The sequence below is a fragment of the Pseudomonas fluorescens NCIMB 11764 genome (assembly GCF_000293885.2).
GTDB lineage: Bacteria > Pseudomonadota > Gammaproteobacteria > Pseudomonadales > Pseudomonadaceae > Aquipseudomonas > Aquipseudomonas fluorescens_B.
Genome location: NZ_CP010945.1, coordinates 3,538,610 through 3,561,367, shown reverse-complemented (window position 1 = coordinate 3,561,367; position 22,758 = coordinate 3,538,610). Strand labels below are relative to the sequence as shown.

Annotated in this window: 28 protein-coding genes and 1 pseudogene; 5 read left to right on the top strand and 24 right to left on the bottom strand. The window is 57.4% G+C overall.

Annotated features, from left to right (window positions below; genetic code table 11):
* Positions 1-38 precede the first annotated feature (38 nt).
* On the top strand, positions 39-1,373 hold the full coding sequence (locus tag B723_RS16510) for an MFS transporter (protein WP_017337737.1): 1,335 nt from the start codon (positions 39-41) through the stop codon (positions 1,371-1,373).
* Between the two features lie 58 nt (positions 1,374-1,431).
* Positions 1,432-2,793 carry an outer membrane beta-barrel protein gene (locus B723_RS16505; protein WP_017337736.1) on the top strand — a complete coding sequence of 454 codons (1,362 nt, stop codon included), beginning with the start codon at positions 1,432-1,434 and terminating at the stop codon, positions 2,791-2,793.
* 238 nt (positions 2,794-3,031) lie between these two features.
* Here the strand turns inward: B723_RS16505 and B723_RS33660 are convergent.
* Positions 3,032-3,124 (bottom strand): annotated as a pseudogene (locus B723_RS33660) (AraC family transcriptional regulator); the annotation flags it as partial.
* Between the two features lie 752 nt (positions 3,125-3,876).
* Here B723_RS33660 and B723_RS16495 point away from each other — a divergent pair.
* Together B723_RS16495 and B723_RS16490 are read left to right on the top strand one after the other, a co-directional pair.
* Positions 3,877-4,317, top strand: a complete 441-nt coding sequence (locus B723_RS16495; RefSeq protein ID WP_017337734.1) for a hypothetical protein — start codon at positions 3,877-3,879, stop codon at positions 4,315-4,317.
* Positions 4,318-4,597: 280 nt separating this feature from the next.
* Positions 4,598-4,807: a hypothetical protein gene (locus B723_RS16490; protein WP_017337733.1), complete on the top strand. Its 210-nt coding sequence runs from the start codon at positions 4,598-4,600 to the stop codon at positions 4,805-4,807.
* A 95-nt stretch (positions 4,808-4,902) separates the two neighbouring features.
* On the opposite strand, the gene B723_RS16485 is transcribed toward B723_RS16490, so the two are convergent.
* On the bottom strand, positions 4,903-5,586 hold the full coding sequence (locus tag B723_RS16485; RefSeq protein WP_144425239.1) for a hypothetical protein: 684 nt from the start codon (positions 5,584-5,586) through the stop codon (positions 4,903-4,905).
* 209 nt (positions 5,587-5,795) lie between these two features.
* On the opposite strand from B723_RS16485, the gene B723_RS16480 reads away from it, so the two are divergent.
* A complete protein-coding gene (locus B723_RS16480) occupies positions 5,796-6,128 on the top strand; it encodes a hypothetical protein (protein WP_017337731.1) in 333 nt (110 codons plus the stop codon).
* 6 nt (positions 6,129-6,134) lie between these two features.
* Here the strand turns inward: B723_RS16480 and B723_RS16475 are convergent, their stop codons facing one another.
* From B723_RS16475 to B723_RS16370, 22 genes are all read right to left on the bottom strand, one after another.
* Complete coding sequence (locus tag B723_RS16475) at positions 6,135-6,560, bottom strand: cell wall hydrolase (protein WP_017337730.1); 426 nt, start codon at positions 6,558-6,560, stop codon at positions 6,135-6,137.
* A 54-nt stretch (positions 6,561-6,614) separates the two neighbouring features.
* On the bottom strand, positions 6,615-7,058 hold the full coding sequence (locus B723_RS16470; RefSeq protein WP_031318653.1) for a tail fiber assembly protein: 444 nt from the start codon (positions 7,056-7,058) through the stop codon (positions 6,615-6,617).
* Position 7,059: 1 nt separating this feature from the next.
* Positions 7,060-8,115: a gp53-like domain-containing protein gene (locus B723_RS33475; protein WP_017337728.1), complete on the bottom strand. Its 1,056-nt coding sequence runs from the start codon at positions 8,113-8,115 to the stop codon at positions 7,060-7,062.
* 10 nt (positions 8,116-8,125) lie between these two features.
* The gene (locus tag B723_RS16460) at positions 8,126-8,725 is read right to left on the bottom strand and encodes a YmfQ family protein (protein WP_017337727.1); all 600 of its coding nucleotides are present in this window, start codon (positions 8,723-8,725) and stop codon (positions 8,126-8,128) included.
* On the bottom strand, positions 8,716-9,759 hold the full coding sequence (locus tag B723_RS16455) for a baseplate J/gp47 family protein (protein ID WP_017337726.1): 1,044 nt from the start codon (positions 9,757-9,759) through the stop codon (positions 8,716-8,718). Before B723_RS16455 ends, B723_RS16460 begins: the two co-directional genes overlap by 10 nt.
* Positions 9,749-10,147 carry a phage GP46 family protein gene (locus tag B723_RS16450; protein WP_017337725.1) on the bottom strand — a complete coding sequence of 133 codons (399 nt, stop codon included), beginning with the start codon at positions 10,145-10,147 and terminating at the stop codon, positions 9,749-9,751. The genes B723_RS16455 and B723_RS16450 overlap by 11 nt, the downstream gene beginning before the upstream one ends.
* Complete coding sequence (locus tag B723_RS16445; RefSeq protein ID WP_017337724.1) at positions 10,144-10,653, bottom strand: phage baseplate assembly protein V; 510 nt, start codon at positions 10,651-10,653, stop codon at positions 10,144-10,146. Before B723_RS16445 ends, B723_RS16450 begins: the two co-directional genes overlap by 4 nt.
* Positions 10,650-11,765 (bottom strand): phage baseplate assembly protein, encoded by a 1,116-nt coding sequence (locus B723_RS16440; protein ID WP_017337723.1) that lies wholly within the window; start codon positions 11,763-11,765, stop codon positions 10,650-10,652. The genes B723_RS16445 and B723_RS16440 overlap by 4 nt, the downstream gene beginning before the upstream one ends.
* A gap of 3 nt (positions 11,766-11,768) precedes the next feature.
* Positions 11,769-13,022, bottom strand: coding sequence for a DNA circularization protein (locus B723_RS16435; RefSeq protein ID WP_017337722.1), 1,254 nt, complete (start codon positions 13,020-13,022; stop codon positions 11,769-11,771).
* The gene (locus tag B723_RS16430) at positions 13,023-15,080 is read right to left on the bottom strand and encodes a phage tail tape measure protein (protein WP_017337721.1); all 2,058 of its coding nucleotides are present in this window, start codon (positions 15,078-15,080) and stop codon (positions 13,023-13,025) included.
* A 130-nt stretch (positions 15,081-15,210) separates the two neighbouring features.
* Entirely contained in the window at positions 15,211-15,507 is a 297-nt protein-coding gene (locus tag B723_RS16425) for a phage tail assembly protein (RefSeq protein WP_017337720.1), read from the bottom strand.
* Entirely contained in the window at positions 15,504-15,851 is a 348-nt protein-coding gene (locus B723_RS16420; RefSeq protein WP_017337719.1) for a phage tail tube protein, read from the bottom strand. Before B723_RS16420 ends, B723_RS16425 begins: the two co-directional genes overlap by 4 nt.
* A gap of 60 nt (positions 15,852-15,911) precedes the next feature.
* A complete protein-coding gene (locus B723_RS16415; RefSeq protein WP_017337718.1) occupies positions 15,912-17,408 on the bottom strand; it encodes a phage tail sheath subtilisin-like domain-containing protein in 1,497 nt (498 codons plus the stop codon).
* The gene (locus B723_RS16410; protein ID WP_017337717.1) at positions 17,408-17,614 is read right to left on the bottom strand and encodes a DUF2635 domain-containing protein; all 207 of its coding nucleotides are present in this window, start codon (positions 17,612-17,614) and stop codon (positions 17,408-17,410) included. The genes B723_RS16415 and B723_RS16410 overlap by 1 nt, the downstream gene beginning before the upstream one ends.
* Positions 17,611-18,201, bottom strand: a complete 591-nt coding sequence (locus B723_RS16405) for a phage tail terminator protein (RefSeq protein ID WP_017337716.1) — start codon at positions 18,199-18,201, stop codon at positions 17,611-17,613. Before B723_RS16405 ends, B723_RS16410 begins: the two co-directional genes overlap by 4 nt.
* 23 nt (positions 18,202-18,224) lie before the next feature.
* Positions 18,225-18,746 carry a hypothetical protein gene (locus B723_RS16400; protein WP_017337715.1) on the bottom strand — a complete coding sequence of 174 codons (522 nt, stop codon included), beginning with the start codon at positions 18,744-18,746 and terminating at the stop codon, positions 18,225-18,227.
* On the bottom strand, positions 18,739-19,149 hold the full coding sequence (locus B723_RS16395; RefSeq protein ID WP_017337714.1) for a head-tail adaptor protein: 411 nt from the start codon (positions 19,147-19,149) through the stop codon (positions 18,739-18,741). The genes B723_RS16400 and B723_RS16395 overlap by 8 nt, the downstream gene beginning before the upstream one ends.
* Before the next feature lie 9 nt (positions 19,150-19,158).
* Positions 19,159-19,467 (bottom strand): head-tail connector protein, encoded by a 309-nt coding sequence (locus B723_RS16390; protein WP_017337713.1) that lies wholly within the window; start codon positions 19,465-19,467, stop codon positions 19,159-19,161.
* Positions 19,467-19,658, bottom strand: coding sequence for a hypothetical protein (locus tag B723_RS16385; protein ID WP_017337712.1), 192 nt, complete (start codon positions 19,656-19,658; stop codon positions 19,467-19,469). The genes B723_RS16390 and B723_RS16385 overlap by 1 nt, the downstream gene beginning before the upstream one ends.
* Before the next feature lie 49 nt (positions 19,659-19,707).
* Positions 19,708-20,916, bottom strand: a complete 1,209-nt coding sequence (locus B723_RS16380; RefSeq protein ID WP_017337711.1) for a phage major capsid protein — start codon at positions 20,914-20,916, stop codon at positions 19,708-19,710.
* Entirely contained in the window at positions 20,913-21,557 is a 645-nt protein-coding gene (locus B723_RS16375) for an HK97 family phage prohead protease (RefSeq protein ID WP_017337710.1), read from the bottom strand. Before B723_RS16375 ends, B723_RS16380 begins: the two co-directional genes overlap by 4 nt.
* Positions 21,541-22,752: a phage portal protein gene (locus B723_RS16370; protein ID WP_017337709.1), complete on the bottom strand. Its 1,212-nt coding sequence runs from the start codon at positions 22,750-22,752 to the stop codon at positions 21,541-21,543. The genes B723_RS16375 and B723_RS16370 overlap by 17 nt, the downstream gene beginning before the upstream one ends.
* Positions 22,753-22,758: the final 6 nt, after the last annotated feature.

The window sequence follows — 22,758 nt, the reverse complement described above, 5'->3', positions numbered from 1 at the left end:
ACACTTACCGAAAATAACTACAACAGAGGTATTCGCTCGTGAACAATCAACTCGACATCAGCGTGATTGTCGAAAGGAGTCGCTTGGGCGCCTTTCAGCTGCTCGTGCTCATCCAATGCTTCCTGTGCATGGTCGTCGATGGCTTCGACATCCAGGCCATGGCCTACGCCGCCCCCAGCCTCATTGCCGATTGGGGCATCGCCAAAGCCAACCTTGGCCCAGTATTCAGCATCAGCATGCTCGGCATGTTGATCGGCTCGCTTGCACTGGGCTCGGTGGCGGACCGCGTCGGTCGACGGCCAGTGCTGGTCACCGCTTCGCTGGTAATGGCTGTCCTGATGTACTTCACTGCCCAGGCCACCACGGTGGACAGCCTGCTTGCCCTGCGCTTTTTTACCGGCATCGCCATGGGTGCCATCGTGCCCAACGTCGCCACGCTGGTAACCGAATACGCCCCTCGCCATAACCGGGTGATGCTGTTGACGCTGGTCTCGTCGGGCATGGTGGTCGGCGGGCTGGTCGGCGGTGCCATTGCCGCCGCGCTGATTCCGCTGTACGGCTGGCAGGCGGTGTTTTACCTCGGGGCCGTCGCACCCTTGTTGCTGGGCGTGCTGATGTTTTTCGCCCTTCCCGAATCATTGCAATGGTGCGTACTGCGCGGCCGCCAGCTGGACCGCGTCCGGGCCATCCTCAAACGCATCGAGCCTGGTCTGCAGATTGATCCCCAAACCACTCTGGTGATCGGTGAGCCGCGCAAGAAAGGCCTGTCGTTCTCTCTGTTGTTTGCCGACGGCCGTCTGCCCGGCACCCTGCTGTTGTGGCTGATCAACTTCATGAACATGCTCTGCGTGTACTTCCTTGCCTCGTGGACGCCGGTGCTGATGAGCGGCGCGGGTCATTCACCGTCGCAAGCGGTCCTGGCCGGCACATCGATGTGGCTGGGTGGACTGGCGGGCGGCTGGTTGCTGGGCTGGTTTGTCGACCGTCGCGGCTTCGGTGCGGTGCTGGTGCCCACGTTCATCGTTTCGGCCGTGGCCATCGTCCTGTTCAGTCACTTCTACACCTCGATCAACCTGGCATACCTGAGCATTGCCGTCGCCGGCTTCGGCATCCTTGGCGGCCAGGCGGCGCTGAACGCCATGACCTCCACGTTCTATCCGACGGCACTGCGCGCCACCGGTACCGGATGGACCTTGGGAGTCGGTCGCCTGGGTGGCATCTGGGGCCCGTTCATTGGCGCCCTGCTCCTGACCCTGCAATGGTCGACGAGTGATTTGCTGGTAGCCGCCGCCATCCCGGCCGCTATTGCTGCCATCGGCATCATCGGCTTCTGGCGCCTCAACCGGACGACGGCTGTGCCAGTCACCAACTAAGCGTTCCGCACTGCGGCCAGCGGATGGCTGCTCCCCCGATAAAAACAAGAGAAACCCCATGAAGAACATCAACGTCAAATCGTTCGGTGCGGTTCTGTTCGCCCTCGCAACGGGTCATTGCCTGGCTGGCCAAACGGCCGATACCGGCGAAGGCACTGTGTTTCGCGGTATTTTTGGTGACTCACTGGAGCGCGACTACGGCATCAAGGTCTCCGGTCTGCTGGATGCCGGTTATTCGCGCAACAACAACTCGTCCCATGTGGACCGCGAGTCCGGGCAGACCAACACGCCTGTGGCCGGATTCGGCGATGAAAACTTCGAACTCGCCACCCTGCACCTGTTTGCCGACAAGGCACTGAAGGCCAATTTCATCCCGCGAGTCACGCCCTTGCCAGGCCCGGCGCCGACTGAAGCGTCGTTCGGTTTCACCTTCGAAACCGCTTATGGCCGCAACGCCCAGCAAGCCCGCACCTATGGTTGGGACATGCATTGGGGCATCAACTCTCCAGGTGATGACGACCCGGACAAGGCCCGCCGAGACAAACAGAACTTCCTCGCCGTACCGAACATCGCTGCCACGGCTTACCTGCCATACGCGGGCGGATTTACCGCAATCGCCGGCATTTTCGGCCCGGCGCTCGGCTACGAAATCCCGCCCAACGTACGTGCTGCGCGCAACCCGTTCGCCAGCCGTTCCTACGCGTTCATGACCGAGTCCGGCGCGGTGTCCGGTTTCTTGCTGGGCAAGCGCCTGATCAACAACTCCAACATGTTGCTCGGTGCCGAACTGGGTGTGATCCAGGGGCAAGGCAACCTGCGCGACAACAACGACAGCAAGGCGCTGCTCGGCGCCCTGCGCTGGCGCACGCCCGACATGAACACCTGGATCGACTATGAGTTTCTCGTCGGCGATTCACAGAATGACAGTCGCAACGACATCCAGACGCCACGCGGTCGGCTTATCTCTGCGGACGGTCAGTTCAAGCAGCAGCACTCGCTCAATGGCTGGCACAAGCTCAACGAGCAGTGGTCGATGGGCGGGGAAATGGTCTATGGCCGTCAATCGGGGGACGGCAAAGCCTCGACCGTGGACATCGTCACCGGCCCCGGTTTCGATGGCGCGCACTGGTGGGGGGCCAACGTCGTGTTGACGTATCAGCAGCGCAAGGACTTGTCGTTTTCCGTACGAGCCGAGCATTTCGATGACCCGGACGGTTATGTACTGTTCCCCTCTTCCACCGCCCGCGGTGCCTTTAATGCACTGACCACGGGGCTGCGCTACGACTTCAACAAATACCTGTCCCTGCGCCCGGAGCTGCGCTACGACTGGTTCGACGGTCGTGACGACGCACGACCGTTCGGCCAGGGTGATGCGCGAAACCAGCTGACCGGGACTGTGGAAGCACTGGTGTATTTCTAATGACGTGGGCCGACATGCAAGTATTCTTAAAATCTGTTTTCCAGGAACAGTAAATTTGGCTAAAAGGCAGACCCTCAATGGCTTGCCTTCTGGCTTATAGCTAGTGAGCCGTTGCAAATGTTCAGTCCCAACGTAGTATCAGCAACAAAATTTTAGCTAACCACACTACGACATCTATTAACCGTTGTGCCCACTTCGTCCATAAAACTGCAGGTTTGGCTCAATTTACATTGCCCCTTCACTTAAGCATGTGTCGGCGGTACTGCTCCGGCGTGAGGCCTCCTTGGCGCTGAAACATTGCAATCAATGCAGAGGCCGTGCTGTACCCCATAATCGAAAACCTCCCCACTCTGCCAGTGCCTCTGAAGGTCGCGCGCAGCAAGTTTGTACGCAAACGATCGACTGCAAGGTTCAAGGTATCGAAGCGGTTCAGGCGGAATACCAGTGGGGCGAGAAGACGGAGCAGCGCTAGCTGCGCATTCGCTTGCGCCTGGCGGTTCGCGCTCGCGATGAGCTCGCCACGTATGAAGCATGCAAAGCGAGCCAAGCGTGGGAAAATGTCGATGGCACCGTCGGATTCCTCTAGGAGCAAATGCACGAAGAACTTGGTGAGTTACCTAAAGCAGTGCCAGGCGCTTCTCGAGAGAAAGACCAAACAACATCGGTAAAGAGACCAGGCGTGAGCGCCAAAGCCTGCGTCCGCCCACGCGGGAGTCGTGAGGATCCACCCAGAGCCGGTGGTTTTGTGGGGGTAAAAACGACCAAAAATAAAAAAGGGTCGCGAGATAAAATCTCGCAACCCTTTGAAATATATGGTCGGGACGGAGTGATTCGAACACTCGACCCCTAGCACCCCATGCTGGGGACTGTAGCGGCCTAACCCATTGTTTTAAAAAGAATACATGCCCTTCTCAGCGTCGCAAAAAATCCGTTTTTTTGTGCTTTTGCAAACGGAAATACACGGCCTCCAGAGGAGGTTTTGCGCAAACTTTTACTGCAGAGCCAATCAACCGCCAACTGCTATGATTTACAAGCGAGCCCCCTAGATTCCGGTTCACTCAGAAATGAACAGCGGAGCGCATCATGTTCGAATCCCTAGCTTCTGAAGTCATTGCTGCAATCGTGGGAGGCATATTCGTTGCTATCTACAAAGATTTTTTGTATCCCCTTTTTATCGAAAAAACACAAGAAGACACTAAGCTAGAGCCTTTTTACTCGGGAGTGCTGACCTGGGCTGAATCGGGAGAGCAAGAAATATCACTCAACCTTAAAAAATTAGGCCACAAGGTGACTGGCGCAATCTTCTTTAAAGGAAAGGAATACAAAATCGTAGGCCGCTACAATAAAGAATTTCTAACCTTCACGTTCTTTTCCGAAGAGAAGTCCGTAACCAGCCAGGGGGCTGGTACATTCCTACGACGTCTTGAGGGAAAAAATTTAGAAGGTTATCTCACGTACAGACACTTCCGATCGGGGTCAGAGATCATTGATGCCATCGCGTGTGATTTCAAGGCAAAGTCCTAGTCGACGAAGCACATCGATTGCATTGCGCTACAAGCGCTACGCCTAGCCTAAACAATTAGGCACCCACCATGTCAAGGTGACCGATAGCTAGTTGTAACCTATTGATGTAAAAGGTAAATATGGTGATTTTCGATACTCTCAAAACCCGCATATCACCCTATAAGAATCAATAACTTTGCGTTATATATTCCTACAGTAGTACCCCCCTTCTCCGGCGTTCTGCCGAACGAGTGCCAATCCTTTTTGACTGCTACGCTTTCCTCTTCCACGGAGGAACACCATGCCAAATTCAGACCTGCTCCCTTCCCTGCTCTACAAGATCAACGAAAACCAATTGGCCCTTGAGGCCGCCATCCTTGAACTGTCCAACTGGGTCGAGCAGCAAGGTGCCGCCGAAGTCGCGGACAACGTGCGCGGGGCCCTGGACACCATCGACAAGAACGAAGAGTTCATCAAGCTAACACTCGCGGTGCTGATGTCGCCCGAGTGAGGGCAGACGGATAGCTATAGGCGAATATTTGTCGGTGCCAAGGGCATCGCCATGCGCCTGCTATCGCTACGCTCCCGTCGTTCTTGGCTGATTTTTTATCGATCGTTTCTGCTCCGGTTTACAGTTTCTACGGAAGGTGATGTATAGAGGTAAGGACCAGCCGCCACAAGATCGGCACAGGTAGCCGAACACAAGTAAGCCTCGACTTCTGCTGAAGCAACTGAAATTTCAGAATTCACGTAAGTGATTGATGCCAAGGTAAGTAGCCGTAAATTGTTGATGTGCCCATCATCGAGCGTTGACGCCTTAAAGATAGTCACACTCGCTGAGCCCCTCTTTGCTGGTCCATCGGCGTTGGCGATTGGCACCAACACGGCGCCTTGCGTGTACGCATTTTGATCATGCACAACTGTCTTATTCCTCAACGACTTGAGAACCGCAAACTGTGCGCGCCCTTCCTCTGGCTCGTTCGCGAGGGCCAATGCTGCATTAAGTTTGTTCCGACTTTCGCTGTGCTGGAAACACTTGAAAAACATGGTGAGCGCTGCCGTCCACAAGGCATCTGCTTCTGGCGTTCGCTGAGTGTGCTTGTGAACGAGAAGTTCAAGCCAACTGAGAGTGACGTTGAGATCGGAGAGGTGAAGACTGAAGTCTACCCAGCGTCGCGCGCTTTCGTGACGGACCTCGTACATGGGTACCTGGCCTTCCGGTAAAGGCCCTAGCGATTGGCTCGGTTCGACCTGCTGCATATTGATGGTCATACTTTCATTAGATGGCATCTTGCCCCCATTTCATCTCGCATTAAGATAAAACTGATATTCACGGAATCAGTGTTTCCGAGTATCCGCCCCAGGCTGCTAAAACGCGAACCGCAGCCAAAAGTCGGGAGCGGCTTATCTCTGTTCCGACAGCAACTCGTCGCCCCGCCCTCGCCGAATTGATAAACCTCGATTACTGTATATCCAAACAGTATCGATAAGGCACCACCGTGGACCCGCATGAAATTGAAGACACCAGCGACTGGCTTGGCTGTCCGACAGAGCTTCAAACCTGCCGTCACTTTCTGCGCATGTACGAGAACGAGATCCAAGAGCTCAACCTGCAATTGCGCAAGGCCCGGGAGGACATCTTCGGCCTGGTGCAAATGCATGCTGACGTATCCACGGAGCGGGACCGGCTGAGAGCGGAATTAAATCGTGTCACCGAGGAAAACTCTGAGCTCTCCGGGAGGGTTCGCAGTCGCCTCCTGATATCTGACCAGCGGGATCACCTGTTTAGAGAAAACCAGAGGCTGCTCAAGGAAAAGAGGGATCGTGGGTAGCCCAGCTCACGGCACATCCTTGAAGAAGAGGTGGTGGCCGAGCTTCAGCGTCTGCTTTGCCCCCTTCGTCCAGTTTGGTGGCTTCGGCATCGTTGTCGCGTAGTAGTGTGTGGCGCCGCCGGTCGGATCCGGCACCTTTCCATCAATCACTTGGTCAGCGGCGATCCTCGCCTGAGCAAGCTCGCGGAACGGGATCTGCCTCGCGCCACTCAGGAACGGATAGTTCGGGTCGTTCTTGTTCCAGCAACTGAACTGATACGGCTTCTGGCATACGCCAGCGTAGCCCTCCCCCCACCATGATTTATCCTTGCCGTCGTCCACTCGGTTGCGAATGGTCCAAGCCACAGCGATCTGGCCGGCCAGGCTTTCGCCGCGTGCCTCCCCCCACAATGTGCGAGCGAGGACGTCACGATCCTTTTCAGTTACAGGCATTACTTTTCTCCACGCAAAAAAATACCCGCAAGGTGCGGGCATCAATACATTTGTCTATTCAATCGCGACTGGCGGTATCGGCCATTGTGGAGCTTCAGGCCAACCTGGTTTGGTTTCGGTTTTGCTGACAGCAACGCTGTACTTTTTCCAGAGTTTCAACAGCGCCAAGTCCTCTTCACTCGCTTCGTCGACGTCCGCGGCATATTGCAGTGGGTTGATGCGCAGCGTTGCGTACACCAAGAGACGATCACGCTCAGCCCTGGCGACGACGAGGAGCTCTTCTAGCGTAGGGGTTCGCGGCGGGGCTACAACCGGGTAACCATTTTCGTCGCCTTCTGTGGGCAACGACTTTAAGCGCTCGTAGTCTGCGGCCGTAACTTCAACCGCGGCTAGAGGTATGAGCGTATCCGGGTTTGGCTTTCCTTCAATGAATCGAGGCCCATGAAACTCGTCGCTATACCAGCCACTGTTCTCTTCAAGATAATAGTAAACGTTCATTTCACCACCCAACCGCTATAAGAGAGACAGGAATGCCATTGGAAAGCGCGTTATAAGCTTGCGCCTGCCCAGTAAACCCAGACAGACTTCTGGTGTTGTATTGTGCGAACAACCCACTTGTCGAGGTGACCGGAGTAGCAACACACCCCAGAAGTCCGTTTGGAAATGTCATGGGCCAAGAACCGCTAAAGTTTGGGGCTGACGCTCCAACGCTAGTCACGGTAGTCCACTGAATAATCAGCTCCCTTCGAACCCCTGTCGTCTTATCCCGGAATGGAATTTTTACCCAGTCGGTACCGGATGTTCCTCCCGATCCGAGAAAGCCAGCAAGGAGTCCGGCAGCGGTGGCTGCACGAACGGCATCAGTGCCGCCGAGAAGTTCGGCAGCGGTAGCGAGCTCAACGACGCCCTTGACTGTATCCGTAGCATCAGGCGAGGCGTTGATAGCATTGATAAGAACCCAGTCCGTGCCGTCGTAAACCACATCACCAACTTGGTCGGCGAAAAACACTGCAGCAACCTTTGTACCGGTGGAGTCATATTGCTTTAGGCTCTTTGGCCCCTTACCCGAGACATTCAAAGTCGGGTTGAGTCCGCCGGTCACGCTGAATTTGACACTGAAGCGCAGGTATGGGGCGTAGGCCTGGATCGCTGGGGTTGGCGTCAACGTCAAAGCTGTCGCAGTGCCGGCCGTGGTGAACGCCGTGAGAGTTTGATTTTGGACTGCAGTAGCCAGTTTCTTCGGGGTAACCACTGCTGTGTCGTTGGTGCCAGCATCCACTTGCAACTGAGTCGCGCGCTTGACCAGGCCAAGAACTGTTTCGGTAGCTTCGGGTGTCGCCGTGGCCAACATCGCGCTGATGGCCTGCAACAACTGAGCATTGTTGTCTTCGTCAGGTGCAAGGCCCGCGGCCTCGATCACATTGAGAACTTCGAAGGTGACCGCATTACCCCACGCCGACGGGATCAATGACCCCGGCGAACCGGAGAGCGGATCTTCGTCAACAAACTTGCCATCTACCAGCCCGATGCTGGGCACACTAATCGGAAAATCCACGTTTTAACCCTCAGTCGTAATTGATGCGCACAACCGTGTGCGCCGGTGCCGGTCGGCGGATTAGGCACTCGAGTGCGTTGCCCGGGTTGGTGCCGAATCTTTCGCCCCAGTAGCTGACGCCGAAGCGCCTACCCTTCCGCTGACGGCCGCCAGTGTTGAGCGTCCACATGAATTGGGCGCGCCAGGTACCAAAGTGCGCGGAGCCAAAACGAGAACGCCCCATACGGGGCGCTCGGTGTTCGGTGATGGTGGCGTTTGGGTAGCCCTGGCTGACGGCGATTTCAATGAAGTAGGCGCGGCTCTGTCCTCCCACCTCGACCAGTCTCCGGCGTACCGCAAGGCGGCGATCTTCAAAAGCCGGATTTGGGCCAAGACAGTCGTCAGGCAAGCCCATGATCGATTCCCAATCAGGTACCAGTTCACTCACACCAGCAGGGTCCATCTCATTGAGAAGATCGACAGCTCTAGCGTCGAGGCGCGAAAACTCCACGGCAACACCACCCAACACCCGGGCCACTTCAGGGACAAGCTCTGGATCCCAGGCAGGACCTGAGGGCAGCAGGCCCTGCAGTTGCAAGCGGTATTCATCGGCGGTTCGAATCACAGCCATGTGATACCCCCGAATGTCAGCAACTGGTTGGTCGCAGGAACAACGTCAGCCACCGGTCCGACCAAGTCGTGGTCGGTTTCACCGGGGGACCCGCTGATGGCTTCGGCAATATGGGTCAGCAGCAAGGTTTCACCCAGGCCCGCTTCGCGATCATGCAGGTCGATCAGCTGGCTCTGGATGTTGGCGCGCACAGCGGTGGTATCAGGCACCGCGTGAATGCTGTAAAGCACCGGCACTTCGACGGGCGCCAGTACGTACAACTCAGCAGTGACCGGACGCACATTCGGCTGCTCGATGTAGGCCTTTACCTCAGCCAACTGAGTCGGGTTCGGTACCGGATCGGCGTCGCCATCACGCATCACGAACAGGCCGACAGTGCCTGGCCCTAAATAATTGCGCCGACACCAGGCTCGTGTAACTCCCGGCACCTCTAGAGCCCAGGTTTCATAATCGTCAGCCGAGCCTCCGTGCGGGATCACGCGGTAAGAACGGACGACGCGAGCGCGTAGTGACTCAACGCTTTCCTGAGCGATGCCACCGACAAGCCCTGGCGCCATCACAGTGAAGGCGTTCACGACACCTTCGACTGGCTGAACAAGCATCATGGTCAAGCCTGCGTCGGCATTTCCCAGTACCCCCGCGTCTACGGCGGCGATCAGCGCAGTGTTAACCCCTGCAGCAGTCGTAACTCCGGTGGTGATTCTGTAGGCTCGACCATCACTGGCTTGCAATACAACATCGGTGTCGAGGACAGCGAAAGCAGCCGCCGTGAAACTTACGACGCCTTCTGCGGGTTGGGCTGGGAAACGGGGCTGGTTCAGCCGCAGAGCGGCCACACGCTCCAAAGTTTCCTCATCCGCCCGGTCGGGCAGGATCTGGTCGACGAGCCAGTCCATGTAGCCGTACAAACCGTAGGCTGTGCCGGACAGAGTACGAGCGAGCACCTGAGCATCGGAGCGGCGTAGCGCATCGCTGGCCAGGTCGCTTTGAGTGCGATCGATCAGCACTGGCAATGAAGGTGTTTCAAACGGCATAAATCACCTGCCATGCAGTGGTGGGTTTGATTTCCAGCCGAGCGCCGCCAGTGATCGTCAGAATCACAATCAGGTTGAGCCTGCTGATGTCGACCTTCTCGCTGCTGATTTCGATACCGATCACATGGCCATCATCGAGCAGCCAGCGCAGCGCTTCATCGGCGTAGAACTCAGCATCTCGTTGGGTGGCTGGTGTCAGCTTCACGCGGCGAAGCAACCACAGGCGAGAGCCGATGCGGTCGTCGGCAACCGCGGGGTAACTGTCGCCCCACCAGCCGTACAACTCTTCATCATCGACGGGGTCGTCAGTGGTCGCGCGGCGCCAGGTGTATAGGCTGATCATCACGGCGCGGATCAGTCCGGCTTCAGCTGTATGCGAAATAATCATCCAGCCTCCGGAATAGGTGGCCCGCTTTGGTCGTCGCCCATTTCAACGTTGCTGTGCGGGTGATTGATCAGACTGACGCCGCCGGCGACCTGATCGCCCTGGGAGACGATCTGCCCTGTCTGGGTAATCGTCGGCGTATCGAAATTCACGGAGGTAGTCGCCTTGATATTCAACGTCTCGGTTTCGATGTCGATGATCCGGCCGCGCTTGAAATGCACCTTGTCACCTTCATCCGTGTAGATGACCACCTCGCCGGGCTTCAGCTCCTTGATCCGGTACCGCCGATCAGACGCCACCAGCACGATGGCGTGGGACCGGTCACCACCGAGAAACGCAGTCAGCACCTCAGCACCTGGCAACGGATTGCTGGTATAGCCGTAAGGCTCGAAGTGTTCGGCGCCATCCTTCAGTTCACCGGCAGTCAACCGCACCTGCAGGGTCTGCATCATTTTCCCGGCAGCCGCCAGCACCACGGTGCCGCGGGCCATCATGCTTTTCAGGCTCATTGTTTGGGCTCGTAGTCTGCGGGGATGAGGTATTCGAAGTTGTCGCCCTTGCCGCCCTTCTTCAGTTTGCGGTTTTTCAAGGAGTCGTTCGGTTCAGGCTCGAAACTGTCAGGCGGACCGACCTCCATTTTTGTAATCATGCCGCCCTCGCTGAGGATGTAAGTCACCCGGGCGATTAGCATCCAGCGGTCAAACCCGATGATTGGATCGATGACTCGCACCAGCATGTTGTGTTTCCAGAGCGCGCCATTGGTCTGCCGCCAGCCCTGTACGGTGTAAGTGGTGGTGAGCGCCTTACCCATTCGAGTAACGCTTTCCCAATTCGCCCTGGCCTGTGCCAGCTCCTGAGTCAGCTGCCCGGATTGCTGGATGACCATTACGCGACGGCGGGTCACTCGGTCGTCAGTGACAGTGGCCGATACTTCCGCCGCATCGGCACCGAACTCTTCGTCGGTGCCGGTCTTCTGGCCCAGCACACGGTATTCGGAAAAGACGGCGGAGAAGTCCAGACCGGCGCTGCCGGTGAGAATGTTCTTGCCGACTTCCAAATTATCGAAGGCACGTCCCTCGCTGCCCGGCCGAGCCAACACCACCACGCCAGTGGCATCGTCGGTTGAGAAAACGCGAAACAGCGTCAGAAGCCGGTCAATGGATTCAAACACCGTCTCGCCCGGCTCAATGGTGTGGTCAGAGAGCTTGGCGCTTTCCGGGATCTCGCTGCGCACCTTGATGTTGTAAGGCGCCGCCAGCGCGGTGACGATCGACAGCACGCTCTGGTTGTTCCACTGCCCTGGCTCGTTGATCGCCGCACTGTCCACCAGATCCGCGGTCAGCGATCGACCGCTGATGGACATGGTGATTTGCTTGTCGTCGTAGTCGATGGGAGAAGCGAAAGCCCATCCGGTCAGCACCAGGTCATCCCCAATACGGATCTGACATTTCGCACCTTCACGAATTGGCCGGCCAACGTCCTGGCCCGGCCACTTCCAGGTAATGCTCAGATTAAACGACCGTGCTTGGTCTTCGAGCCCTGGAGTAATCTCCACCGATTTCCAGCCAGAGTAATCCGAACCGTCTGCTGTCAGCGTGACGGTGTTTTCGTCTTCGAGCATGGGTTACCTCTGGGCGATCTTGATCGGCACCGCCGGAATAAAGCCCGGATGACGGATGCGATTGCGCTGCACAACCTCTGACTCGCGGGTGGCATCACCGAACCTACGATAGGCCAGGACTAAAGCCGACAAGGTTTCAGGCGGGGTGATATCCACCAGCCGAACCCCCGACGCCGCCACAGCGGTCAAGTGCTTCACTACCGTTTGACGCAAGGTGTTCAGCACCACGTAATGCGCGGAGTCAGCCTTGAGTGAGGCTTCAAGCATCGCCTCGTTGAGGTTATCGCGCAGTTCAAGCACATCGTCAGCGACCGGCACCTCGGGGCGCACAAACGGCTGACTGGCCTGCTGTTCCACCGACGGCGTCGTATTGGTTGATACCGGCTGCGAAGCAATCGGCATCTCGCTCACGATCAGTGCGATTTGAAGCAGCAGCGCGTCTTGCACCAGATCGGCCGCAGCTTGAGACGCAGCCACAGCATCGACGCCGCCCAACGGGCTGACGGTGTTGATGCTGGCGACTGCTTCGGTTTGCTGGCTGGCCGTGGCCACGGTGTTGCGGTAACCCGATTCATCTCCGAGATAGTCCTGCACCGAGAAGTCGCTGAAGTAGCTGGAGAACAGCGACGACAGCGAATCCGGCGCATTCATAATCGATTGCGCCAGCCCGGTCAGGTTGGTGAAGACTCCCACGAATGGGGCGAACTGTTGCTGGATCACCGTATAGACCGCCGACAAACTGTTGCGCAGACGGGCCAAACCGAGGCGGGCTTGATCCACTTTCGCCATCGCCGACTTGTACCGATCCAGCGCTGAATCCCAAAAGCTCTCGGACGCCTTTACCACCTGCTGCTGACTGTTGACCCTGGCGACTGGAAACTTCAGCGGGGTGTCCGGGTAGAACGTCACCAAAAGACTGATCATCCCGCCCTGCTGAAAATCGTGAGTCATTTCCGCTTCGCCGGCCTTGGCCTGCATGCGCCCGAGCCACGGATGAACCAACTCACCGGCGCCCGGGGTCTGGATGGCTTCGAGAAACTTGTCGCGTCGCTCGAAGCAGTCGTCGCCGATGATCCAGATCGTCAGCCGATGTACTTGGGATTGCTTGCCCAGCTGTTCGAAATATGGCTCATCACGCTGCGGAAATTCATGCAACTGCCCCTTCATACCCACAGGGACCGACGCCTGAGGAATCAAGAAACTGATCCCCCGGAAGGACGCCGGCAGCAACTCGTCCCGCCATGTTCTCTCTGCCATTTACTGCGCCCTCATGACGCCAACGGTTCGTGTTCCGACGTTGGGCTTTATTTTCAAACCGCTTTGGTTGGATCGCGGTTGATCCACCGTGGTGCCAGGCGGAGCGCCGTTGAGGTTGATGTTGATTTCGCCGTTAACCTTTTGCGAGCTATTGGCCGCTGTCTGCTGAAGCAGGCTGCCAGACGGCGGTAATTGCCCGGGTTTGTTCAGCAACCGGTTGTTGTCGATGCCGAACGTTTGGTTGTTGGCAGCCTGTCGGGCCTGTGCAGCTTGCGTCGCATCGGCCGCCAGCAGATCGCCGGTACCCCCGCCGGCGCCGGCGTTACGTTTTTGTTGAGCCTCGGTGAAGGCGTTCACTTTGTTGGTCGCGGCCTGGATGATCCCTTCGCCCCCCTCCCCGCCACCGAACCATTTCATGATTGGCTCGATAATGGGTTTCAGCTTGGCCCACAAGTTTTGGAACCAGGCCGTGATCGGCCCCCAGTTACGGGTGATGAGTCCGAGCGGCGTCCAGTCGAACATGTGGCTCATGAATTCGGAGACGGGCCCAGAGACTGCAATCAATGCCCCCCACAGCGCGCCGAAAAATCCAACGAGCGGTTCCCAGTTCTCTATCACCAGGTCAATGGGAGCGAACGCGAAAGCTCGCTGGAACCAACCCCACAAGACCGTGAGCGGCCCCTGAATTTTTGCCCAGAGCTTTTCAAAGTAAGGACCAACTGTCGCCCAATTGGCTATCAGCAACCCGGCTGACAAAGCGATTGCCCGAACTACCAAGCCCACGATGGATTTCTTCGTCACCTTTTCGAAGAGCATCATCGCCATGGTGCTGGCGGTGACTGCAACGCGCAGCACGCCATAAGCCACAGCGGCAGCAAGGACACCTTTGATCAGCTCGGGGTGTTCGGCGGCCAGCTTGGACAGCTTAGAAACCAACGGGCCTATGAGGGTCATGAAATCATTGAACGGTGGAAGCAAGGCGCTGCCCACTTCGACGCCTAGGCGCGTGACCTTGTTTTGCAACAGCTGCATGGCGTTGGCCGTAGTGGCCGACCGAGCGCTGTATTCCTTCTGCATGGACCCGGCGTATCCGGAGCCCTCGCCCACATCCTTAAAACTCTTTTTCAGCAGATCGAGGTTTGTAAGCAACGGCGCGATCGCAGTAACCGATTCAGAACCGAACAGCTGAGTCAGCAAGCCCGCCTGCTTTTCAGGTGCGACTTGGGCGATGCGTTCCAGCACGTCTTCAATTGTGCCCTGGGCATCCTTCTGCATGCTTTTGGCAACTTTCTTTACATCGAGGCGCAACGACTTGAAAGCTTCCGCCTGCTGCTTGGTGGCCGCACTGCCCTTGGTCAGAGCCAGCATGAAGTTCTTCATGCCGGTAGCGGCGACCTCGCTGGGCACGCCCACGCCTGCCAGGGTGGCACCCATCGCCGCGATCTGGCCAGAAGCCAAACCAGCAATGGCGCCGAGCGGACCGATACGAGTGACAATGTCGGATATCTGCGCGGCCGAGGACGGGCCGACGTTGCTCAGGTAGTTGATCTGATCAGCCAGTTTCACAACTTCAGGCTGAGTCAGTTTGAAGGACGTCCGCCACTTGGCCATCATGTCGCCCGATTGCTCGGCGGTCTGGTCGAAGGCGATACCCATCTTCACGGCGTCTTCAGCGAACTGCTTGAGTTCGCCCCGTGCAAAACCGGCCTGGCCCCCTGCCGCGACTATTGCCGCAATACCACTGGCCGCCATCGGCATTTTTTCCGACAGGTCGAGAACGTCTTGCCCCATCTGCTTGAACTGCGCAGGAGTATCGAAGTCGACGACCTTCTTCACGTCGGCCATCGCTGTTTCAAACTCTATAGCTGCTCGGGCGCCAGCAATGAATGGCGCTGCAAACGCACCACCCTGCACCAAGTCCTTGAACCCTATGTTGCCCAGGCCTGAGCTATTCATCTGCTTGCGGAAACCCGCAACATTCTTGCGGATCCCGGCGAGTGTCGGCGACAGCTTGTCGACGCCGGTGATCAACGCCTTGAGCTGGAACTTGTCCGCCATCACTGCACCTGCTGGGATTGGTTGATACGTTGGGCGTGCTCCAGTGATTCAAGGAGCACATCCAGCGGCCGGGCCATCAGAAGCTCCGGGTCGGTCTTCCAGAACCACGCCAGGTCATACGCGACCTCGATCAGTTGCTCGACGGTGCCGATGCCGCGCTCATGAAAAAACTGGCCACCTGCCAACTCAGGACATTGAGGTCGGCCAGGTCCAGCTGGTTGACGGACGACGGAGGGATCCCGGCGCAAACCGCGATGTATTTGGCGGCCACATCCATGTCGAGACTGACCTCTTCGTTTTTGTCGACCTTGTACGGCAGCGCCTTGATTGCGCGGACCTCCTGCACCGTTGGACGGCGCAGATTCAGCGCAGTCAGTGGCTCGCCGTGCGCCTCGATCGGGACCTGCAACTTCACGGAATCACTCATTGCCAGCTCCCTTTGATGCCGTTGAATTCCAGCTCGACCGTGCCGTCATCGCCCTTGAAGGATGGCTCGTCCACCAGATAAGCGCCGGACAGCACGTAAACCCGGCCATTGTTGAATTCACAGGTGACAGTCATGTCGCGGCCATTGGAAAGAGCCTTGGTCGGAAACCCCTGCTCGAAGATGGTGGTCATCTTCAGGTATGGCGCCAGCTCTTCTTCCTTATAGAAGCCTGGGTAAACCGTCTCCCGCTTGACTTCCATCAGTGGCGCTTCGGCGCCGCCGGTGATGGTCAGTTGCGCACCGTCTACTTTCACATAGGCGGTACCCGCTACTTTTTGACCCATGGTCTTTTCCTCTGGAATGAAAAAGCCCGCACATGGCGGGCTGGATAAGCAGGGTTAGCGTTACGCCGCGGCTGCGTATTGGTTACGGAATTGGTTGAGCATCGCGAAGATGCGCAGGCCGTTGATGTAGTCCGGCGGAAACAGCACGTTAATCCGCGATGGGTTCAGGCTGTCCCGCTCAACAATCAAATATTCAGCGAACAGTTCGGCATTCTCGACATGACCTTCAATCTCGAGTTTGCCGTACTCCGCGATCAACTCGCCCCGAATCACACTCGGCGTCACGATGGGCTGGCCAGCACCGAAGCGAGTACCGTCGTTCGCTAGCTTGTGGCGACCATACTTACTGGTGATCACGCTTTGCATCCGCCGAATGATGTAAGCGGACTGGTGCATCGTCTCACTGTCCAGGTAAGAGTTGTCGGCCTGACCATAGGCGTTCTTTTGGTACGTGGTGATCGAGCGCTGGATACGCACATAACCACCTTCGTAGTACGCCGTGGCGATGCCGTAGTTCAGTAGCGATTGCCGCTCGGTTAGCGTGAATCGCTCACTGGACGGCGCGGGATCCACCCCAGGCATGCTGCCGCTCTGAGTTGGGCGACTGGCATCGGCGGAGATGAATACGGCTGTGCGCGCTGCCAAGGCGGCCGATTGGACCCAGAATGGTTGAGGAACGCCCGACTCCATACCTTGAACGGTCATGTGTTGATCGTTACGTGCCTGCCCTGCAGCAACCAACGTGCCGAGTGTGCCGCGTTTGGCACTGTAGACGTGACCGAACAACTGCTTGGCCCAGCTCCAGCGACCGACGTTGTCGTCCATCGCATCCTTCCAGGCATTCAGCGAAGTTGTGTCTGTCCAAGGCTGGCACAGGAATTCGAATGACTCGTCACCCAAAGCCGCAATCGCATCAACCTGATCAGGCGCGCCGACACCAGCGGTCATCGGAGTGGCAACAATTGTCAATCCAGCCGGCGTCAACTCACCGTTGGATTTGCCCAGTCGATTCATGGCGATGCTGATGTCGTTGCCGCTCTCGCCGGTCCATTTACAGGTCAGCGTCACGACACCGGCCGCGGCGAGCGCAGTCACTGGCAGGTCTGGCGTAGCGTTAATCTTTACCGCCAGCGCAGCAGCCGCCACGGTGGGTGTGGCCGCAGAAGGAACGACAGACTGCACGCGGACGCCGCCGACGTAAAGATTCAGCAAACCGGACTCAGTAGCAGCGCCGGTGATGGTGACGGTGGCCGAAGCCGACTCGCCGGTATCGTTGATCAAGGGCAAGCACCAGATTTCACCAATTGGGTCGATCTTGCGCCAGGCTTCGTACATGGCGGCGAGCATCGAGCCCTGGCCGCCGATATCCTTGGCCAGCGCCAGGCTCGACACCAGAACCAATTGGCCGATGCTCTCGCCGGTCGCGTCGTCGTTGACCTGAGCGACGATCAGCCGGCGCATGGCCGACGACGCGCTATTCGCGGCCGAGTTGTCCATCTCCGCATAAAACAGCGGGACGCGGATATCGGCGGGGATGTTGCTGAATCCGATAGGCATTATTTGGCCACCTCAGGTTTCGCCGTGGTTACGGCCTTGGTGGTAGAGGTTTCGACATCCTTGAGCTTGACGTCGCCGTCAGCTTGGCGGCGGCGCCACCAGGCGTTGTCGGGAACTTCCCGGCCTTCAACAGGCAACAAGTCGCCAGCCTCCGGATCGGGCACAGAGCGGCCTTTGGCCGGCACCACAGTGATGCGCTTGGTCATGGTGTTACGTCTCCTGAGAAATGCACTTCAATGCGCCCATCCGGGCCGGGTCGTTGCAGGTTCGGGTCCGCGGGATCGATGCAATCCATTTTGAAATCGACGCCTGTAAAACCGGTGAGGCCGTCGAGTTCTAGCTCCTGCCATGTTTCGGCCGGCTGATCGGCTCTGTTGCGGCCAATCTGGAATTCGCTGAAGAATGTGAATTGGTAAACCACACGGGCGCGGCTGATGTGTAGCAGCGCCCCTTTGCCGTATTCGATTGGCGTGTATTCGGGCGATGGGATAAACCCAATCAGGGCGCGCCATAGCTCGGCACGCATGTCATGCAACAAATCGTTGTCCGCCTGCCCTCGCTCGTCTGAGGTGTCGAGCACGATTACCACGTTGAACTGGTCCGTGATGTCCTGGATCACCATATTCTGTGCCCTGCTCGGGGCGGCAGCATCAGCGGTTGCAATCACGTAGGCAGCGGGAAGCGGCAACTGCGCACTCTCGACTACAGCATCCCAGTCGATGCCGCCGGTCACCCTTCCAGCAAAGGACGGGCAAGCCTGCCGCAGGTGTGCGACGAGCGGGTTCAGTTTCATAAAGGTGTCCGTAATTGCGTGGATCAACCCAGGGCAGCGGCGAACGCAGCAGAAAGGATTGATTGAACTTGCGTGGCCGAGTCCTGTAGCGCGTCGGCCATGTAGTTATCGCGGGGCTTGATTCGCCATTCGCCTGACGCACGCTCGGCGAGTGCTGCCGCTCTGGCACCGGCGGCGCGACGGTTGGATTTACCTTTGCCAGCACCGGGTGCCAGTTTGCCGAGCTTTCGCCCCTTCTTTACCCCGTAGTGCAGGTAGGCCGGATAGAACTCTTCCATGGCCGACGTTTTGGTCGGAGAGATGCGGACCAAGAATCCGGACCGAGACACCTTGAAGCTGACCGACTCGACCGTGGTGCCGGTGCGATTGACCGGATAGCCCTCCTGGCCCTTGCCCATAACCAGGTTCATCTGTGCGCGCTGGGTTATGAGAAGACCAACCTTGCGCATCCCGGCGCGGATCTTTCGCTTGTCGAAGGCATCTCGCTCAAAGTTGTCGAAGCCCTCGACGTGCAGGTAACCGTCAATCGATGCCGAGTTAGACATAGATGCCCGCTCCTGATTGCGATGGGCTGAGCTCTTCGACTTCCAGTAGCGTGAAGCGCCTGGAGCCGTTCATGTCTGCTGAGCGTTTGACGCGATACAACGGTGTTTCCGGGACAACCTCGTAAACATCATCAACGCCTGGCACACGCGTTACGTGCACGATTTCATGAGCGTCGGTGATGCCCTTGATGATCCTGAACCAGATGCGGTGGGTGATCTTTACGTCGGTTTGCACACCTTCGGAGTACACCGCCGTGCCCACTGGCTGGATCTTCCCCCATCGGGCTTTCAACACGGAGAAGGTCGAATCCAACCCCATATTATCCGCCGGCTGATCGGTCCTGCGGCGGATCGCCAGGCGTCGGTTCAACTCGCCCGCGGCGGGTTCGCGGTAAGCAGCCATGACAATTCCTCAGAAGCGCTTGCGGTACCAGAGCAACCGCTCATACGCGAGCGGCACTTCGGTCGCGGAAACACCGTTCGAGCCGATCATCACGGCCTCACGATTCGAGTACCAATGCCCCACAAGCAGTAGAACGGCCTGAATGACATCTTTGGTCAGACCCATTTGTTCGGGCAGTACGGGATCAACCGTAACCAGCTCCCGATCACAATGCTGCTCGACGTGAGCAAGCGCACCGTCGATATACCCCTGGATCAGGACATCTTCATCATCGTGATCGACGCGCAAATGTTGCTTCACCAGGGATAGCTCGATCATCACTTGTTCTCGTTGGGCTTAGCTTGTTTGGTGGTGGCAGGCTTCACGATCTCGGCAAGGCCTTTACCGATGAGGGCGTGCGCATATTCGTCGTCATCGAGATCAAGAACGGCGCCGGCCATCACGCGGCCGTTCCCGGTTTTGAGCTTTTCAGGATCGCCCTCGAAGCCCCAAAGCACTTTAATTTCCATGATATTTTCCAGGTGGTTGGGGCCAGAAGGCCCCGGATGACAAGGAGAGTTATTCAGTCAGCGCGAAGCGGCCTTTCACAAAGGCATACTTCTTACGAACTGCCAGACCAAGACGCTCTTCGACCAGAATGGCGCGCTGGTTTTTAATGAAGTCGTCGTTGATCATGCCGACCTTGATGGTGAACGCCATGCGGTCGTAGATACGAGCGCCCTGCTGGAACGAACCAGTCAGAAATTCACCGCCGGTGGTTGCGCCATCGCCTTCGTCCATACTGTCGGAAGCAACCACTGGGCGACCCCACAAGATTGGGGTCGACAGCCCCTGCAAATTCGCGAACAGGTAGCGGTTCTCGCCATCCTTCTGCAGCTCGATGTTCATCCAGTCCAGATCGGACATCACAACCGCATCCGCTGGCAGCTTGGATTGCTTGCGCGCCTGGTAGATCGCACGGCGCACAGTATCAATCGCCGTGTCGGTGGCTTTGGTGAGGTCTGTGTCGAACGCTGTGGCCTGGGTCATGATGCCGTTGAGGTTGTTACCGATGCCGTCGCCTTTCAGCAACTGACCTTCGCGCTTCAGCTCGAGGTCATAACGCAGCAGTTCCTGGATGTAGCTGTAGAGCTGAGGGACGTCGTCGAGCGCTTCATCGGTGACCGGCATCCATACTGCGATTTTCTTGATGATGTCGGTAACTTGTTCGAAGGTCACGTTGCTGGTTGGCTTGGCCGCACCTTCAGCTACCATGCCCGCGCCCAGCGTGTGCAGCAGTTCACGAAAGTAGGTGAACGACTGACCAGTAACCGGAGTAGTCGGAATCAGGTCACGGATAAGCAGGTTCTGGCGTGGAGCGCCCTGAATCACCGTGTCGTACTGCGGAGCAACCAGGCCCGCGCTGGTGACTTTGGTTTCAGCCATGCTGGCCATGTCGGACTTGGTAACTTCCATCTCGGCGAAGCTTTGGCTTTTCTGAGCCAGTGCCTGGTACTTGTCATTACCCTTGACGAAGTCAATGAAGCTTTTCTTCTCAGGGTTTTGATTGCGCAGCTTCACGCCCTTTTCTTCGAGCTTCTGCACCTGCTCGATGACGCGTTCGATCTCGCCTTTTTGGTTTTCGATCTGCTTTTTCAGATCGGCAGATGCGGTGCTGCCTTTTTCAAGCTCGTCAGACACTGCGTCGTACTTGACTTGCAGTGTGCCGAAGCCTTCTTTGAGCTGCTTTTCGAGGGCCTCGCGAATTTCTTTAACATCAGCGGTCATGGCTGAACTCCAAATTGATTTCTGAACAGGTTGGATATTTCTTTCAGCTCATCCACGATCGCCGTGGCCGCCGTTCCACCATCACGGTGTACTGCGGAGTAGCCGAGCGAAGCGACGGCTGCCGCTTCCTTCTGCGAAAGGCCCATGCGTTCGCGCAGGGCATTTTCAAAAAGTCTGATATCCGACTTCACATCGGAAATAGTTGCCTGGGGGTTCATGCCGAAGGGCACGATCGATGCCTCCCAAAGCTCCGCTTGCTTGATGATTCGAACCGTGCGGCCTGCACGCTCTTCAAATGTTGAAAGCAAGGTGTTGAAGCCGATCGACATACTGTCGAGGGTGCCTTCTTTCATCAGCTCGTAAGCGTCTCGCGCATAACTCACAGCAAGGTTGACCTTGCCTTTTAGGTGCAGGCCGTGATCGTCCTGACTGAATTCAGCCGAGCCAACAAGAAGTTTCAAGTCATGAAAGAGTGCCAACTTCAAGCGGCCAGCGCGGGTGGTCTTCACCTTGGTGAAAGCGCCGGGCAGGATGACGTCGTCACCCAAATCGATGTTGTTGAACACCGCCGCGTAACCCTCGAAGTTGCCCGCGTCATCGACGGCTTTTACCTCGAAGGGGACTTCAAGTTTGCTGAGCATTGGTCTGCATCTCCCACCGGGTGACCCGGTTGTATTCATCGCCGTCCAGGCGTGGCAGGTTTTCTTTGTCGCGGACTTCGTTGATGCACATCCAGCCGGATCCACCAGAGCCGCCCAAAGCAGCCTGGTAATACGTGGCGCGTCCCGCGCTGTCCGCGCGCAGCAAACCCTCAACGATGAACTCAACGAACTGAGTCGTACCGCTGAAAAGCTTGTCGTTCATTTCATCCTCGACGGCGTCGAGGTATGGCTTCAGGCCGAAGGTGACGAACCCGCTGGTTTGCTGCTCCAGGTTCGACCCCATGATCGATGTCTTGCCGGCGCGGTTGGCCAAGTAGAGAGGAACGCCGTAAACACCAGCCAGCGCTTCTTCCTGGAACTGCTGCGACTCGATGAACTGACTATCCTTTTGACTCAGGCCGGCCGGGGTTATTTTTGGTCCGCCCTGCAGAATCCCCATTGAGCCGATGTCATCGACATCGCCTTTCCGAACATCGGGAAATTTAGCGAGTATCTGCGTCTGTTGAGCGGCGGTCAGGAACTGGTCATAGATGACATAGCCCCCAGTGAACCCGCCTTTTCGCATGAAGCGAGACGACCAATCCTGCGCGGTCTTGGCGAGCCCCATGGATTCCGCCATGTGTTCAACGGGCGAAAGCCCATTGATGCCGTCGCCGCTGAACAATTTGAAATGCAGCATGTTCTCCGGCGAGACCGGAAACCGCTCGCCGAGGGTCACCCAGTAGATGAGATCGTCGCTGGTATCGACCTCGACGTTGTCGGCGTTCACCGGAATGAAGCCGATCCAGTCGCCGTTTTCGGCGCGCTCGATAATTGAGTAGGCGTTGCCGCGTAGCGCCATGTTCACCACAGCGCACTTCAAAAAATTGAGGCGCGTCATGTGAGGATTAGGCTTTCGGAGCACCCGGGCCGGGCGCGTTTTGGAATCAACCAGAACACGAGCGCCGCTTGCATCGTCATATATTTTGAGTGGAAGGCCTGATACCGATTCGCTCAGGATCTTGATGCAAGACCAGATGATGGGAATGGTCATCGCGTTTTTCGCGGTGATCACCACCCCCGACTTGGTCCGCTTCCCGCCAATGGTCATGTCGACCTCGACGTAATCTCCGGTCACAGGATCGTTGTATCCGAACATGCGCCAGGACAGCGGGTTGTACCAACGAGATGCCATAGTCAG